The 16536-nt window shown below is 51.4% G+C and carries 15 protein-coding genes; 7 read left to right on the top strand and 8 right to left on the bottom strand.

Annotated elements, in window-relative coordinates; all coding sequences use genetic code 11:
- Positions 1 to 8: 8 nt before the first annotated feature.
- Together ACJ2PR_RS01370 and ACJ2PR_RS01365 are read right to left on the bottom strand one after the other, a co-directional pair.
- Positions 9 to 2444 carry an HD family phosphohydrolase gene (locus ACJ2PR_RS01370; RefSeq protein WP_446875636.1) on the bottom strand — a complete coding sequence of 812 codons (2436 nt, stop codon included), beginning with the start codon at positions 2442 to 2444 and terminating at the stop codon, positions 9 to 11.
- 236 nt (positions 2445 to 2680) lie between these two features.
- On the bottom strand, positions 2681 to 3502 hold the full coding sequence (locus tag ACJ2PR_RS01365) for an ADP-ribosylglycohydrolase family protein (RefSeq protein ID WP_446875635.1): 822 nt from the start codon (positions 3500 to 3502) through the stop codon (positions 2681 to 2683).
- 225 nt (positions 3503 to 3727) lie between these two features.
- Between ACJ2PR_RS01365 and ACJ2PR_RS01360 the strand changes: the two genes are divergently transcribed.
- Positions 3728 to 4444 (top strand): peptidoglycan-binding protein, encoded by a 717-nt coding sequence (locus ACJ2PR_RS01360; RefSeq protein WP_446875634.1) that lies wholly within the window; start codon positions 3728 to 3730, stop codon positions 4442 to 4444.
- A gap of 446 nt (positions 4445 to 4890) precedes the next feature.
- Here the strand turns inward: ACJ2PR_RS01360 and ACJ2PR_RS01355 are convergent, their stop codons facing one another.
- A complete protein-coding gene (locus tag ACJ2PR_RS01355) occupies positions 4891 to 5793 on the bottom strand; it encodes a tRNA (5-methylaminomethyl-2-thiouridine)(34)-methyltransferase MnmD (RefSeq protein ID WP_446875633.1) in 903 nt (300 codons plus the stop codon).
- Between the two features lie 585 nt (positions 5794 to 6378).
- On the opposite strand from ACJ2PR_RS01355, the gene ACJ2PR_RS01350 reads away from it, so the two are divergent.
- Complete coding sequence (locus tag ACJ2PR_RS01350; protein ID WP_446875632.1) at positions 6379 to 7173, top strand: sulfurtransferase; 795 nt, start codon at positions 6379 to 6381, stop codon at positions 7171 to 7173.
- Positions 7174 to 7253: 80 nt separating this feature from the next.
- On the opposite strand, the gene ACJ2PR_RS01345 is transcribed toward ACJ2PR_RS01350, so the two are convergent.
- Positions 7254 to 8375: an FAD-dependent oxidoreductase gene (locus ACJ2PR_RS01345; protein ID WP_446869593.1), complete on the bottom strand. Its 1122-nt coding sequence runs from the start codon at positions 8373 to 8375 to the stop codon at positions 7254 to 7256.
- A 234-nt stretch (positions 8376 to 8609) separates the two neighbouring features.
- Between ACJ2PR_RS01345 and ACJ2PR_RS01340 the strand changes: the two genes are divergently transcribed.
- From ACJ2PR_RS01340 to ACJ2PR_RS01320, 5 genes are all read left to right on the top strand, one after another.
- On the top strand, positions 8610 to 9338 hold the full coding sequence (locus ACJ2PR_RS01340) for a hypothetical protein (RefSeq protein WP_446869592.1): 729 nt from the start codon (positions 8610 to 8612) through the stop codon (positions 9336 to 9338).
- Between the two features lie 124 nt (positions 9339 to 9462).
- A complete protein-coding gene (locus tag ACJ2PR_RS01335) occupies positions 9463 to 9990 on the top strand; it encodes a hypothetical protein (RefSeq protein ID WP_446858769.1) in 528 nt (175 codons plus the stop codon).
- Between the two features lie 155 nt (positions 9991 to 10145).
- Positions 10146 to 10388, top strand: a complete 243-nt coding sequence (locus ACJ2PR_RS01330; RefSeq protein WP_446869591.1) for a hypothetical protein — start codon at positions 10146 to 10148, stop codon at positions 10386 to 10388.
- Positions 10388 to 10804, top strand: a complete 417-nt coding sequence (locus ACJ2PR_RS01325) for a PIN domain-containing protein (RefSeq protein ID WP_446869590.1) — start codon at positions 10388 to 10390, stop codon at positions 10802 to 10804. Before ACJ2PR_RS01330 ends, ACJ2PR_RS01325 begins: the two co-directional genes overlap by 1 nt.
- A gap of 134 nt (positions 10805 to 10938) precedes the next feature.
- Positions 10939 to 11886, top strand: a complete 948-nt coding sequence (locus tag ACJ2PR_RS01320; RefSeq protein WP_446869589.1) for an FTR1 family iron permease — start codon at positions 10939 to 10941, stop codon at positions 11884 to 11886.
- 159 nt (positions 11887 to 12045) lie between these two features.
- Here the strand turns inward: ACJ2PR_RS01320 and ACJ2PR_RS01315 are convergent, their stop codons facing one another.
- The 4 genes from ACJ2PR_RS01315 to ilvD all read right to left on the bottom strand — a co-directional run bounded on the left by ACJ2PR_RS01315 (position 12046) and on the right by ilvD (position 16455).
- Complete coding sequence (locus tag ACJ2PR_RS01315; protein WP_446868951.1) at positions 12046 to 12795, bottom strand: PEP-CTERM sorting domain-containing protein; 750 nt, start codon at positions 12793 to 12795, stop codon at positions 12046 to 12048.
- 681 nt (positions 12796 to 13476) lie between these two features.
- Positions 13477 to 14133, bottom strand: coding sequence for a phycobilisome degradation protein NblB (gene nblB, locus ACJ2PR_RS01310; RefSeq protein WP_446858764.1), 657 nt, complete (start codon positions 14131 to 14133; stop codon positions 13477 to 13479).
- Between the two features lie 62 nt (positions 14134 to 14195).
- The gene (locus tag ACJ2PR_RS01305) at positions 14196 to 14663 is read right to left on the bottom strand and encodes a CBS domain-containing protein (protein ID WP_446868953.1); all 468 of its coding nucleotides are present in this window, start codon (positions 14661 to 14663) and stop codon (positions 14196 to 14198) included.
- A 106-nt stretch (positions 14664 to 14769) separates the two neighbouring features.
- A complete protein-coding gene (gene ilvD / locus ACJ2PR_RS01300) occupies positions 14770 to 16455 on the bottom strand; it encodes a dihydroxy-acid dehydratase (RefSeq protein WP_446875631.1) in 1686 nt (561 codons plus the stop codon).
- Positions 16456 to 16536 lie beyond the last annotated feature (81 nt).

The following is a 16536-nucleotide window of genomic DNA, read 5'->3' as shown; positions in this document are numbered from 1 at the left end:
GTCCATGATCACTGGGTGCCTAATTTTGGATAAGCGATGCGTTGATGGTTCGACTGTTGCCAGACATTGACGAAGACTCTGGCGATCGTTCCCATTTCTGCACGAGTTAGACCCGACGCGGAAAGCTGACCTTCTTGCCAACGGGCCCGCAAAATCTTGTTGATCATATGCATCGCCTCATCGCGGGTGGCATCTTTGAGCGATCGCAGCGCCGCCTCACACGAATCCGCCAGCATGACAATTCCTGTTTCGCGAGACTGTGGATCAGGGCCGTCGTAGCGAAAATCCTCGTCATTCACAGTTTTCGTGGGATCTTGTTCTGCCTTTTGCTTGGCTTGGTAATAGAAATAAGCAATCATCATTCTGCCTTGATGTTCGGGGATGAATGACTGAACCGCCCTCGGCAACCGCGCCTTGCGGGCCATGACGATCCCCTCGGTGACGTGCTTTTTGATGATCGCCGCACTCTTCCAGGGGTCATTGATCAAATCGTGCTTGTTGGGCGCACCCATCTGATTTTCGATGAAGCCCTGCGGGTCGTGCATTTTGCCGATGTCGTGATAGAGCGTTCCCGTTCGCACCAGTTCGACATTGCAGCCGAGTTCTCGGGCCGCCGCTTCGGCCAGGGTTGCCACAAATAAAGTGTGCTGAAAGGTGCCCGGAGTTTCTGCGGCCAGACGTTTTAACAACGGACGGTTGGGATTGGCGAGTTCGACTAAGCGAATCGTCGTCACCAGATCAAATAAGTGTTCTAAATAGGGACTGATGCCGATCGCCACAATACTCCAAGCCAATCCCAACAGTCCGTAAATCGCCGTCGCCCCCAGCAAGTCATACCAGACCATTCCAGAAGCCATACTCAGCAACAGATAGAGCGCCCCTTGAGTAATGCCGATCGCCACGCCCAAGAGCGCTAGTTCCTCCCGCGATCGCAGCTTTCCACCCCAAAAGGCGGCCAGCAGCCCTCCTGCCACACTCGGCAACCAGTGACTTACGCCCATTGCCATTCCGATCGGCAACAGCGTGCTGAGCAACCCAACTGAAGTCACTGCCAAAAGCGGGCCGTAGAAACTGCCAATCAGAAGACCGATCGCAGGCAAATTAGTCGCCGGAACTCCCAACATCACCAGCACCGGAGCAGTCAACGCCAACAGCCACACCAGCACATAGTCGCGACTCCGCAACCCCTTGGGATGAAACCGCCGCTCAACCCACCAAAATAGCGCCACCGAGACGCTTACCAGAGCGCCAAAGCTGAGAAATCCCGGCCAATTGGTTTGCCGACGACTCAAATTAAAATGATCCAACAGCATAAAATCTCGCTGCGTGATCACCTGACCCCCCGTAACGATGATTTCTCCCCGCCGAACCGTCACCATTTCGGGCTGTACTTCCTGGGCCGCCTGCTCGGCCTTGAGACGGCTTTGTTCTTCGTCTCGCACCAGATTGGGCTGTAGATAACTCATCAGCAGTTTGGTCGCCAGTCCTTTGGAGGCGGGTAAGGCGGATTGAAGATTGAGATTGACCGCACCTTCTAATAGCGTTTTGGGCAGCCCTGGCGGAATCCCCTGAGCGAGAATGCGATCGTTGACCTGCAAAACCTGCGTCTGAAAGCTTTGCCAATCGGACTCTGACAGTTCCAAAATCGAGGCATCATAAAAGCTACTCGATTGAGAGTCCGGATCTTGCAGCGTCAAAACAGCCCCCGTGTACTGTCGTCGCACTTCATTGATTTGCTCGGTGAGCGCTAAAAACGCTTTGGGTGAGTTGGCTTGCAGGTAGTTTTGTAGCTCATTGGCAATCTGCCGCTGAAGGGGATCAGACAGTTGGCTGGGCCGCGGGGCGGTGTTTTGTTTTTTGGCAGCCTGGTCTTGAGCCGCTTGTAAGATGCGCTGCCAGTCGGTTTCAGAGGCTTTACGAAGATAGCGTTGAGCCTGAGTTGAGAGAACTTTCGTTTCGACAAACGGAAACGCCCCCGCAAGCTGTCGAAAACTGGTGCCTCTGGCGATTGCATTCTGCAAGTCTTGACGAATCTGATCATTGATGCGCTGATCGATCATCAAAACCGTAATTGCGACGGTTCGGGCCGCTTTGCGTTTTTCTTCGGTCGCTTTCTTGTCTTCGATCGTGGCATCCCTCGGCGCTAACACCATCTGAGGCGACACCTTGCCCACATCCAAAAGTGGCTGATTGTAGTAGCGATGTCCCAAGGTGCTGGTCAGAGAAACGACCGTTACCACAAGCACGATCGTGGGGTGTACCCCTTCTCGAAAGCCCCGCAGTGAAGCCCCTCGACTAGCAAAATTAGCCGACGCAGAGGTCGAAGAGGTGATCATCGGTAACAGCGTCTGCATCCCGGATTTAGACACCGTTTGGCGGAGTTGCTTGTGATACTGGCTGCACACCTGTTGAATCTGTCGCGTCAAGGACTGAAGAGAGGGCATAGGTGCTGACTCATAGCGTGAAGAGTGCGTGGAGGGTGCGTGGAATCGAGTGAAGAGAGCCGAAAGGATTGAAATTTCTAAAAGATTAGTGCCAACTAGACCGGGGGATTGAGACCAGACCGCCGATATTAATGCTGATATTAATTAAGATGTACTGCACTCACCTCAAAATGACGAGCGTTTGAGCAAACTCGATCGCAGCAACTTCCTTTATAAAAGCTGGAAGATTGATCGAGCTATCCAAATTTACGAATCACCTGGGGAGCAGCCACCGCAGAGGTCAGCGAATCCATTGGGTTGTAAACTCCAGACCAGTGTGACAGTAAACGCCCTGCCTGACTCAAGGTTTCAGTCGTGTCGATCGCCATCCGCCACTCGATCATCATTCCACTTAATCCGTTATACGCTCCGGAGAGGGCCGCTGTCAGGGCACAAACGGCGGGTTGATGACTCCGGGCAGCGCGTAATACTGAGAGCCGAAAATCTTCTGGAGTACTGAGAAAACAGTAAAGCGCCAGCGCGATCGCCCCCTCCGATCGTCCCAGTTTGAGGGCCGCATCAAGTCCTGCGGGCTGCGTCAGTAAGGTTTGCACCTGCTGAAGTTGCTCAACTAGCGGCGATTTGGACTTGTCAAGCGTTTCCAGAGTCACCAAAAGTTGAGGAATCAGCGTCAAGGGGTCGAGTCTTTCCTGCAAGATTTCGGCGATCGCAAATTCCACTGCAAACACGCCGCGCGGGTCGATTTTGGGATTCTCAACGCGGGCGATCGCTCGCTCCAGGTTTTGCCAAAGCTTTAAGGGGTCTTCATGAAAGAATAATCCTACAGGCAGCAGGGCGATCGCCATCTTTGCGGTCACGTCTGCCCCTGATAAAGTCTGATCAAACGCCTCCAGATCAAACTTGTGGGGTCGAAGCTGTTCTAGATAATGATGCGTCAGACTTTGCATCGGAAGAGGCTGAGGGGTCAGTTGACCCACGATCGTCCCCATTGCCCACGCTTCTCCCAAAATGGCTCCCACCAGAGTCGCCTGAAATCGAGTTAACAGCCCATACTGCATCAGTTCGCCCAGCCCTTTTGAGGGTAATGAATGTGACGTGAAAATCGATCGCGCTTGCCAGGTTAGGATACACTCAGTAGGATCGATTTGAGGTGGTGCGATCGTTGTATATAGTAGGATAAGTGCAACCTTTCGCTAACCAACCTCCACATTTGGGGTCTCAACCATGCTACAGGTTCAGTTTATCTACCACGACGGATGATCAACTTACTGAGGTCAAGTCCGATGAACGGAAGCCGCACCAGAGCCACAACCCTAAGACGTTTCCAGCGCACGCTTCGAGTCACCTGCCAGCGATCGCTCTGTCACTACGGTACACTCAGCTTGCTTTGGGTGGTTTGTTTTGCGCCAGTTGCTCTAAGCCAAAGTCAAGACAGTAGACAACCCGCCTCCTTTAGCATCTTGCGTCCTTTGCTGCGATCGGGCAGTCGAGGTGCAGAAGTGACCGAACTGCAAGCCGCGCTTAAATTATTAGGCTACTACGATGGATCAGTAGACGGCTTCTATGGAGACACGACCGTAACGGCTGTTTCGAGATTTCAGCAGGCTGCCGGACTGACCAAAGATGGCATTGTGGGCACCGCTACCTGGGATCGGCTATTTCCGCCAAATGTGAGCGATCTGCCCGCCTCCACGCCCTTTCCTGCTCGTCCTGTGTCTGCGTCTGCTCCTAAACCCTCTCCTGCCCCCACTTCTCCCCAACCCGCTCGACAAGAAGATCCCCCGACGACGATCGACTTCCCGATTTTGAGAATCGGCAGCCAGGGAGCAGCAGTCACCAGATTACAGGAGCGACTCAAAGCGATCGGGCTATTGAGCGGAGCGTCCGATGGAGTCTTTGGCGCAGAAACTCAGTCAGCCGTCAAAGCGGCTCAGTCCAGGTTTGGGTTAGAAGCAGATGGCGTTGTCGGAGGGGCAACCTGGAGTGCCTTGATGCGATAAAAGCTGGAGTGAAATGGCGTTTTTAGGGCTGATATTTCTCGTGATCAACTGATGTGAATTTTGGTAAATGAAGGCGCGATCGACCAGCAGAGAATGCTAGTTTAAAACCAGGCACAAAGAAGTTAAACCACTTCTCCCAACTGTTAGATTTGAGCCTGTGCCTCCCGCTCGAATCTAGTCGTACAGCGTGGTTTGAGTAGCACTGACCTCTAAAACATTAGCTTTGGGTTGTCTCGATCCACTTCGTTTGAGACAAATATAACCCGGCTAAAACTACAGCCTGAATTGGCTGAGAGCGGTGTCAAAAAAGCAATGCTGGCGAATGAAAAGTTCACACTATTTATGACTGATTGAACCAGCTACAACCAATCATTCCTAACTGCTTTAAGGGGTCTAGTTTATCTAAATTAGGCCCCTTGATCTGTGGATAATGCTAACAAAAATAGTTAAGTTTCTCGACCTTGCCAGCGCTTTTTCCAATGAGAAGTGGGTTCTAAACCAGACGAGGCTTGCTCGATTTCACGACGTTTCAAAATCACTGCGGGCGAATCTTTGAGCGTAAAATCTCGATAAGGAACTGCGGCACGAGTCTGTAAATGTTCTAGCTCCTGGGGCGAGAGTTGTGGCAGGTCAGCAGCCTCCCAACTGGCGATCGTACCGGGCGATCGTCGTCCCACAGGATCAGTCGCCCCAACCCGCAAACCCGTCGCCATCAACGCAGTTCGCACCGCCGCCGCACAAGAATAAGTTGCCAACCGACCCTCTGATTTGAGCAGCCGAGCTACCTGACTAAGAAACTCGATCGACCAGAGTTGAGGGCAATGAGGCGGCGAAAAGGGGTCAAGAAAAATGGCATCAAACGGCTCTGACTCCAAAGGTAGCGTTTGACGAGCATCCCCCAGTATTAGTTGAGCATCGAGGCGATCGGTTTTGACTTTGCCAGATTTTGCCAGCGTTGTGAGCAAAGTTTGAATTTCTGGATGCCAGGGAGTGAGAAGCTGATGAGCGACCCTTGCGGTCTCTGCAAAGCAGCACGCCTCTTGAGGCACCGTTGCATCGATCTCCAACGCCACCACTCGCACCCGACAGTCAGGATTCACTTGCCAAATTGCTTCTAGAGCGGCCGCTGTATTGTAGCCCAATCCATAGCAAATATCCAACAGGTTGAGCGAGGCGCGGCCCCTTGCGGATAACTCAAAGCGACCCGCTTTCTGCCTCAACAAAGTCGGCTCGACAAACTTCAATTCTGCTTCTTGCCGCGCCCCAAACTTGCTATGAAACGCCTCTCCATATTCAGTTAAGAAAAACGTAAACGAACCATCACCAGTCGGTTGAGGAGTGAAGGGCATGGGGGAGGGAGGAGGGAGGAGGGATGAACGGGAAGTAAAAGGAGATGCGGTAAGATTGAATTCTTAAGAATCGCGAATTAAATAAGATCATTTATTGCCAAGCGACTTCGCCCCCTAGATCCCCCATTCTGGGGGACTTTGAGATCAAAAAAATTCTGGAATTCAAAACGGGTTCGAGCTTCAAAGTCCCCCAAATTTGGGGGATTTAGGGGGCTATAACCCATTGAAACGAAGCCAAAATCAACTAACCAAGCATATTTAGAGAATTTCAGGTTAATAAACTCGCGTTCCTTAGTTTCAAATTAACGCGAATTCAATCTGGCTTTTTCGCTGTGTTGGTCAAATCAATTTGTTAATGCTACAGATCCTGTGCCCCCTAAATCTCCCATTTTGGAAAACTTTGAGAATCCGATACTTTTTTGGCTTGAAGTCCGCCACTCGTGGGAGATTTAGGTTGCCCTCCAAGATCTGTAGCTCTCAAAGATCAATTTGGTATTGGTCAAATCTTCTATCTTCCAACCCCTCAGACCTGGAGGACTTTAGACTGTTAAGATGCTCACCAGGAATTCACACCATCCCTAACCTATGATTCCTGTCGTCTCAGTCGATTGGTTGCGCGAACATCTTGAAGAAGTGACGATCGTTGATTGTCGATTTTCGCTCATGGAGCCAGATTTGGGACGGCAGCAGTATGAGCAGGGGCACATTCCAGGGGCGTATTATTTGGATTTGAATCGAGACTTGTCGAGTCCGGTAGGTCGGCATGGCGGACGGCACCCTTTGCCAGATGTGGTAGCGTTGGGGGCGAAATTGTCAGAGATGGGAGTCACCAATTTGACTCAGGTGGTGGCTTATGACGATTCTCGGTTTGCTTTTTCGGCTCGACTTTGGTGGCTGTTGCGCTATCTGGGACACGATCGCGTCTCGGTTCTTAATGGCGGATTCAGAGCATGGCAGGCAGCCGGAAATTTAACGACGACAAGGCAGCCCGATCGCCGCTCTGGAAGCTTTATTCCTCAGCCTCAGAGCGATTGGGTTGTAGACATTGCCGCTGTCCAAGCCAAAAAAGACTCGGTGGCACTGGTTGATTCGCGTGAGGCAGAGCGCTATCGAGGAGAACGAGAACCCATCGACCCGATCGCGGGCCACATCCCCGGAGCTGTCAACTATCCGTGGCAAGATGTGACCAACGCAGACGGATTTTTGATTGAGCAACCCGATCGCTGGGCAGACGTACGATCGGCTTCAGAAATTTTGGTTTACTGCGGATCAGGCGTGACGGCGTGTGTCAATTTGCTGTCTTTAGAACTAGCAGGCATCGACGCAAAACTCTATGCAGGCAGTTGGAGTGATTGGTGTTCGTATCAAGTTTCAAAATAACGTTCCAAAGTTCCTCAAAGTGAGGAGTTGGAAGGCAGAAAACCTAAATACCGCAGCGAAAAAACTCGATCGAATTCGCCTTACTCCAATCGATGAAACTGATTCATAAAAGCCCGATCGATGCGGTCTTTGAGCAACCAGAGAAGCGACGATCGCCAGCCAAACGTTCCATAAGAAGCCACCGCAGAACGATCACCCGTTCCGATTAAGCTGAGATACTGCCTTTGAGGATGATAAGACCCTAACGGCTGTTGTCGAATCACACGGCACAGATTGTTAAACAGTGGCTTTCCTTGACGGACGGCAAACACACCCGCCTTGGGACGAGGAGAATTGACCATCGCTGCAACGTCACCCGCCGCAAACACTTGGGGATGAGAGACGGACTGTAGCGCATCGTTGACCAAAATAAATCCGTTTTGATCCACAGCCAGTCCAGCTTTGCCTAGCCAGTCTGGAGCCGAAGCTTCTGTCACCCAAACCGTTGCATCACAGACGATCGCCAACCCCGATTCACACATCACCGTCCCCTGACGCACTTCTCGCACCGTTTCTGACAGATGAAGCTGAATGCCTCGCTGATTTAGCAGTTTCTCAAAAAAACGTCGCACCCAGGGACTATGTTTGGGCATTAATTCTGAAGCGCGATGAAAGAGATGCACCGTCACCTGCGATCGCAGTTCCAACAACCGATGCTGCATATTCAGCGCTAACTCGACTCCACCCGTTCCGCCGCCCACGATGCCGATCGTTTGAGCTGAGACAGACGACTGACAAAATTGCTCCCACCAGTCCAACAATTTCTGCACAGGTTTAGCGGGAATGCACTGTGCTGATTCAATGATCGCGGGCAATTTGGGCGTACTGCCAACATCGATCGACACCCAATCAAAAGCGACGGGAGCCTGGTTTTTACACAACACTTGCTGATTTTCTAAATCCAATCCAACGGCTTGATCGATTAAAAATTCTGCTTGAGCAAACTGAGTGAGCGATCGCAAATCAATGTGACAGTCCTCATGCGTATAAAATCCTGCAATTTGTCCCGGTAGCATTCCTGAATAAGGTGTGTCAGAGGCTTCGCTGATCAAGGTCAAACGCACCCCAGGCAACGGATTCAAACCAAACAGTCGGAGGGCGATCGCGTGGCTATGTCCTCCACCGACCAGCACAAGATTTTTGAGCATTGGTTTCTGTGTCATGTCCTGATTTTACGGTGGGGAAGGGGAGGAGACATTGGACGGTGGGCGAGAAGCATAGGACGGTGGGCGAGAAGCATAGGACGGTGGGCGAGAAGCATAGGACGGTGAACTGCTTTGTTTAAGCTCAGGATTGGGTCGCATACTGGCAGCGATTTGTCAAACGATAAAAGCGTTCACTCTGCGGGATTGGCGGTATCCTGATAGGATTGTGAAATCTATGTTGGGGAGTTTCTGATGGATAAGATGCTGTGGCTGGCTGGCTTGGGAGTTGCGATCGCCCTAGGAAGCTGTGGCAAGCAAGATCGAGCGCAGATCCAAAAATCACCCGATGCCGTCCCTGTGACTCAGGCTCCCAAAAATTTTCCCAAGCCGACCGTCAGTGCGAATGCACCGATGCCGACGATCGCCGTCAAGGGAATGATTCAATCAACCAGCGCCCAGACTCGACTTTCTCGACTCTCAACTGCTAATCGGCGTGATCCCTTTGCCGCTGTACTCCCCCCCGAAATCAAGATGGGAGCGGTCAAAAATCAACCTGCGGCAACGCGATCCGTTTCTTCTCAAGTCCAACGGCCCACTGTCAAGCCCGCTACTCAAGCGCCCCAGATTGCCCTAACGCCTCTTCCGCCCAGTTCTTTGCCTGCCCTTCCGCCTGTTGCGGTCAACTCGGCCCCGCCGCTCGCTAATGTGCCTGTCCTTCCGCCTGTCTCGCGCACCAGTTTGGCGGATGCGATCGAGATTACGGGTGTGATTCAAGTTGGGGGCAAAGTAACGGCGATCATTCAATCTCCAACCGAATCGACCGCACGTTACGTTCAGCCCGGTGAATATCTAGCCAATGGCAGCGTCTTATTGAAACGCATTATCATGAGTAAGAACGGAGAGCCAACGATCGTGCTTCAACAAAACGGTGTTGAGGTGACCAAATCGATCGGCAGCACCCGTGTCGCCAGCGCTCTATAGGAATCAATAGCTGCAAACTGACTTCCTATCGATCTCCAGAAGACATCTTCTAAGACAAATCCCCAATTCATCCCAAATTCCTTTCATCCCTCATCCCTCATCCCTCAAAACGGAGCTTCCTGGCATGATGGAGCCTTCCCCGCGATCGACTCACTCCAAGCAAATGTCTAGAGCAAACCCAGAACGGCGATCGCTCAACTACCAGGAGTCTTATATCTGTCCGGTGTGTCGTCATGGGCAGATTGAGGCGTTGACGCTGATGGATGCCTTTGCCTGCAATTTTTGTCGCCACATCTTTACGGCCAATTTGCGAGAGCAGTCCATTCACGTCGAAGATAGCTCTCAGCCGATGAGTTGGCGCTGGAATGGTCGCAACTGGCAAGCTGCAAATCAGCCCGATGTCGATCTGACCGTGGTGATCTGGCTGGTAGGTGTGGCGCTAGTGATTTTGCCCCCGGTGCTGGTGGGAATTCCGGCTTACATTTTTACCCCGTTGGAGGGGAGCGATCGCTCCTGGTTTCCGGCTTTTTGGGTGGGGCTGACTTTTGTCACGCACTTTTTGTTTGTCGCGTGGCTAATGGTTGAGCATTATCAACTGCCGCTCTATGTGTCCTACAAAATTCGTTTGCGCCAATGGTTTGAGCGACGTTAATTGGTTAAGGGACGCTATCATCTCTATCTATTCCTGGATAGTCTTGATAAAGAACTTTTGAACACTCCTGCTGGGGTTCCCATTGAGGTATTACGTCAGATTTACGAAGTCGTAAAGGAACGATTCAGCAAAGCATAGATTAAGGGAAATAACTTATGCAGATCACGATCGACCTGCCGCCAGATCTGGAACAAGACCTGATCCGTCAAGCGGCGCAATCTGACATTCCACTTCAGACCTTAATTCTGCAAGCCTTGCGTCGGATGATTGAAACGCCCCCTGTTTCCACTTCTCAATGGTCAGAGGCTATCTTGTCCTACGAAGGAATTCCTGACTTCCCTGCACTTGAGTCCTACCGTGACGAACTCCTTTCACCCCATGAACCGGAGCTATTCTGATGCGTTATCTGCTCGATACTTGCGTTATCAGCGACTTCATCAAGGGCGAAACTGGTACTAAAGCCAGGCTCAAGCAAACCCCACCCGTTGATATTGCCGTTTCTGCAATCACGGTCATGGAGTTACGCTACGGCTTGGCACTCAATCCACAACGCGCCCAAAAAATCGAAGCGACGATCGCCAGTTTTCTGGCTTCTGTGACAATTCTCTCTTTCAGCATTGTAGAAGCTGAACAAGCGGCTCAGATCCGGGCTGCTCTCAAATCTCAAGGACAGCCGATCAGTGCCTACGATGTCTTAATTGCGGCTACTGCACTTCAACAGACCCTTCTCATGGTCACAGCAAACCAGCGAGAATTCGATCGAGTTCCTGGTCTACAAACTGAGAATTGGCGACAGCCTCAGAAAATTGGTTGATGCAAACCCCAAGGAATTATCTGCTGGAGCGGATGGGCAAGAGATCTCGGTTGCGACGCATACTGGTCTATTGCCGCTCAGAATGATCGTTCGCTGTTAGCTTAGAAGAGTTACCTTCTTGGCGCAGATCAGTTATGTCTGTCGATTTTAGTGCGGCGATTCCGACCTTTGTGATTACGCTGCGTGAAGGAGTCGAGGCAGCCCTTGTCGTAGGAATTGTGCTGGCTTATTTGAATAAAGCGGGTCAGTCTCGACTCAATGCCTGGGTGTATGGCGGTGTCGCTGGAGGAATCGGGGCCAGCGTCCTGGTTGGCATTCTATTTAACTGGACGATTCAAGCGCTGCAAGTGTCCGATCGCCCTTATGCCCCCGTTCTCAAACCGTTGATTGAAGGGGTGTTGGGTGTAGTGGCGATCGCACTCCTCAGTTGGATGCTCATCTGGATGACTCAGCAGGCAAAATCTCTCAAATCCGGTGTAGAAACTCAGATTGGACAGGCGCTCAAAGAAGATGTTGGCGCAGGTTGGGGCGTTTTTGGTCTGATCTTTTTTGCCGTTTTGCGAGAAGGGTTTGAAACCGTTGTCTTTATTGCTGCCAAATTTCAGCAGGGGTGGGTTCCCGTCGGAGGCGCGATCGCGGGATTGGTGACAGCGGCGGCGATCGGCGTTCTACTCTTCAAATGGGGCGTGAGAATCAACCTGCGTCTGTTCTTTCAGATCATGGGGGTGTTTTTGCTGCTGATCGTTGGCGGGTTGGTCATTTCAGCCCTGGCTCATTTCGACAAAGCGTTGGGAAGGCTGGCTCAAGAGCCACAGTTTGCTTCTGTTTGCCCGTCTGGATTGGCCCAAAACGCTTCCTGCTTTCTCGGATCGCCCGTTTGGAATTTGCACGAAATTTTGCCCGATCGCCAATTTCCCGGCATCATCTTGCACACGCTGTTTGGCTATGTCGATCGCTTGTATCTGGGGGAAGCGATCGCCTATCTCCTCTTTCTGCTAACCGTTGGCGGCATTTACTTACAAAGCATTACTGGCTGGACAGGACTCAGGACTGGAGACCAAAGACTGAAGACTAAAGACTAAAGACTGGAGACTGAAGGCTCTAGATACTGTCTAAAGTCCAACGCCCAATATCCAAGACCCCATCCAACAAAAACTGGGATCAAAAGCTTTCACTTTCAACCCCAGACAAGGTAGCTGCACTTAACTTAAATCCACATCATCAGGAAACCAACAGCACGACTAGCCCTGAACGGCTTTACGACGACGAGACGCAGCCAGCAGACCAACAACGCCTAGACCTGCCAGAGTAGCGGGTTCGGGAACGTGAACAGACGCAGCAGACAGCGCAAAGTCAGAGTTTTTGGAGCCAGACGGATAGTTGCCCTTGGCATCTTTGACTTTTACGGGGGTGAGGCTAAACCCAGCGATTTCAGTTTTGCCAAAGGGGTTGAGAATGTTGTAAGACCCACCCTCATTGGTGAGAGAAGGCGAAACATTCACCACAGAGCCACCGGGGAGACTCCAAACGGCTGTGTTGTTGCTCGTTACCGTGAGTTTACCGACCGTGTTGAGAACACCGCCCGCCGTAACGAGAGCAGCTTCAAAGACTTGATCGAAGTAGACTCCTGGCTGATACAAAAAGCTGAGTTGCAGTGATTCGAGAACGCCTGCTTTTTTGAAGTCAACTTTGAGGGATTCACCGAGATCAATTTCGCCTTGAGACGAGTCGCTAGAAAGCTTTTTGGCATCTTGAGCCACTCCGATTCCTAGAATTCTGCCGACGGTTTTTTGCGTCAATTGGCGGTTATTACTGGGATTAGCTGAGAGCTTGAAAAAGTTGTTGACGAGGCAGCTTTGTTGACCAACACAGTTTTGACCAACGGCATCCTGAGCGGTAAAAGAAGCGGCTTGAGCAGACGTGCTGGTGAGGGCGATCGCGCCAGTCGAGAGAACACCAGCCAAAATCGAGAGACGAGTCAATTGAGACATTTTTTTGCTTCAGTGAGTGAGTAGAAGAGGAAGCAAGCGTTTTTAGCGATTCGGTACTCAGTACATACCGCAAAAGCTACGTATAAATTGTCTTCCTTGCTTTGATGTTTCCATACTATTACGCAAACTCCGTAGTTCACCCGATCTCACCCTTTCTTTATGCAACGCTCAAAAAAATGCCTGTATCTCTAACTTTGTGTAAGGTGTGGGAATAAATCGCAATTTGATCGTTCCGTAGGGGCACTGAGTTCTACGTAATAATTGTTACTTAAACGTAGTGATCAAACCACGCCTCGGTAACTTTTCTAACCGGGACGAATTGCAGATCAGCGTTTTCTCTTATGTTTTCTGTTATGTGTTTTCTCTTATGAATGTTGAGGACGATCGCAAGTTCCTCTCAAGGTCATCCCTAAAAAAACGCAGACTCAACAAAATTCTTGACTTCGACTACAGATCCGGAAGCGCTTTCTGAGCCTCACGTTAACGTTAACTCGATGAAGTTCCTTTGCTTCGGTATCAAGCTTCTGCCTCCCAAACCGCCCAATTAGAGGGACTTTAGAACAAGATTTCTGGCTCGTAGCAAAGGAGTTATTGAACTTGCACTAAAAAATAGCTCCAAACTTCAGTACTACACTGAAAATCTGGAGCTAAAAGAATTTACAAATCCGCAGCGACGAGTCTTTACGCCAACACCGTTTTTGCTTGCTGGGCCACTTGCTCGACTTGATCCTGGGACAGTGTTTCTAAGGCCGATCGCGCCTCTGGTGAGTCAAACGCACTCATAGCCTGCACGACTCGATAGCGAATTTGCCAATCTGGGTTAGAGACATAAGGCATCAAAATCCCCACCGCTCGTAAATCGCCCAACTCACCTAGAGAGCCGATCGCCGCCGTTTTCATTAAGTCGTTGTCCGATTCGAGGGCCTCTTGCAGCAGATCAAACGCGCGAGTATCGCCCAATTCTCCCAAAGCAGCCACGATACTAAAGCTCACCAGCCACTCCCCTGTTCTGTGGTAAAGCTGCTGTAAATCGTCGTAGGCTTCTGTGAGTTTGAGTGCGGCGATCGAGTCTGCGGCGGCCGCTTGCACGTCAGGTTCTGGATCAAATAGTCCCGCTTTGAGCAGTTTTAGCGCCTGTTGACGATCCTGACTGCCCAGAGAAGAAAGCTGACTCACCGCCGCGTAGCGCACCCGCACATTGCTATCCACCACAGGTTGTTGAATCATCTGAAACGCGATCGCTGGCTCAAGTTGACGCAGTTGATTGACCCCGCGCATCCGATCGCCAAAATCTGTGGAATCTAAAAGTTCTTTCACCGACTCAGAGGTAATGCTCATCCTAATCAAGTTTTGAGTTTTTATTTTGAATGATCCGCCCAATTTCGCAGCCAGAATCCGCTTTACGTCTGCTCTGCGGCCATCGCTCGAATGATGTCGCCACGAGTGAGAATGCCTATCACATGCCCTGCCTTATCCACCACAGGTAGACGGTGAACATTGCGATCGTGCATCAGTTTGGCGGCCTCCGAAAGGGGTTTGTCGGGGGCGATCGTCACAACAGGGTCGTGATTCATGACTTCGCCAGCCGTTTGCCCCAGGGCTTTGTGCAGATCTTTTTCGTAGCGAGATGGATTTTCGAGATAAATCACGCTGTCGAGGATCATGATGTAAGCCGGAGGAGTCACGCCGCTCTCTTGCCACATCAGATCGCTTTCAGAAATAACGCCCACCAGTTTTCCAGCTTGATCGACCACCGGGAGACCGCTAATCCGCCGCTCCGCCAAAGTTTGAATGACTTCTTTAAGGGGAGTTTCGGGATGTGCAGTCACCGGGTCGCGAGTCATAACATCCGCAATGGTTTTTGGCATGGGAATGATCGCTCTAAGGTTCTGAGGATCATTATTGAGGAATTTGGGGGATCACCTTCGATCGCGTTCATAGCTTGTAACAAAGGTTTGCGCTGATCCCGCAGTTTTACCCTAATCCCAGATCCGTGACCGCCCCCAGACTACTCGACGAAACGAGTTTGGCATACTTGGCTAACACGCCTTTGGTATAGCGAGGAGCGGGTGGTTTCCAGGTTGAGCGGCGGCGATCGAGTTCTGTGTCTGACACATTCAATTGCAGCAACCGGGCAGGCGCATCAATGGTGATCAAGTCTCCTTCTCGAACGAGGGCGATCGTGCCTCCGACAAACGCTTCTGGGGCGACGTGACCGACGACCATGCCGTAAGTGCCGCCAGAAAAGCGTCCGTCTGTGATCAGTCCAACCGAATCGCCCAACCCAGCCCCAATGATTGCCGACGTGGGAGCCAACATTTCACGCATCCCGGGCCCACCTTTTGGCCCTTCATAGCGAATGACCAAGATATCTCCCGCGACAATTTTATTTGCCAGAATTGCTTCCAAGCAGGCTTCTTCTGATTCAAAAACTCTGGCTGGGCCAGTAATCTGAGCTTTCTTAATGCCCGTAATTTTTGCGACTGCGCCTTCGGTTGCCAGATTGCCGCGCAAGATTGCCAGATGTCCTTGAGCATAGATTGGCTTGTCCCAGGGACGAATCACATCTTGATCGGGACGCGGCTCATTAGGAACGTCTCGCAGCACTTCGGCAACGGTTTGCCCCGTCACAGTCAGGCAGTCACCATGCAGCAAATCGTGAGCCAGCAGCATTTTCATGACTTGAGGAATGCCGCCTGCTTTGTGTAGATCGGTTGCCACATAGCGTCCAGACGGCTTGAGATCACAGAGAACGGGCACGCGGGCGCGAATTCGTTCAAAGTCGTCCAGTTTCCATTCAACGCCGGCTGAGTGAGCGATCGCCAAAAAGTGTAAGACAGCATTCGTCGAGCCACCCACCGCCATGATCACCGAAATGGCATTCTCGATCGACTTACGTGTAATGATGTCTCTCGGCAAAATCTGATTGCGAATCGCTTCGACCAATACTTTGCCCGCGAGTTTGGTATTGTCTGCTTTTTCGGGGTCGATCGCCGACATCGTAGAGGAATACATCAAGCTCATGCCCATTGCTTCAAAGGCAGAAGACATGGTGTTGGCAGTGTACATTCCGCCACAGGAACCCGCTCCCGGACAGGCGTTGCGCTCGACAGCGTAGAGCATTGCTTCATCAATTCTGCCTGCACTGTATTGACCGACCGCCTCAAAAGAACTGACGACCGTTAAATCAGTGCCTTCTAAATTCCCTGGTTTGATGGTGCCGCCATACACAAAGACAGCGGGAATATTCATTCGAGCCATTGCGATCATGGCACCGGGCATATTTTTGTCGCAGCCGCCGATCGCCAACACGCCATCCATACTTTGACCCATGCAGGCCGTCTCGATCGAATCGGCGATCACATCCCGCGAAACGAGCGAATACTTCATGCCCTCGGTGCCCATCGAAATGCCGTCGCTGATGGTGATCGTGCCAAAGATTTGAGGCATTCCACCCGCCGATCGAATTCCAGTCTCAGCTTGAATGGCGAGGGGAGCGATTCCCATATTGCAAGGTGTGATCGTACTGTGAGCGCTGGCCACTCCCACGATCGGCTTGGTAAAGTCTGCATCCCCAAACCCAACGGCTCGTAACATGGCGCGATTGGGCGATCGCTGGACACCCTGAGTAATGGCTTGGCTTCTAAGATTATCTGACATGCTCTCTTCTCAATTGACGATCGGCGAGTGGTTGAGAGTGCGTTCGCTGAACGACCCACAGAGAGATATTCTAGAACTTCT

Source organism: Phormidesmis sp. 146-33 (genome assembly GCF_052939515.1).
The sequence above is the reverse complement of the archived record's forward strand: the minus strand, read 5'-3'. Positions and strand labels throughout refer to the sequence as shown.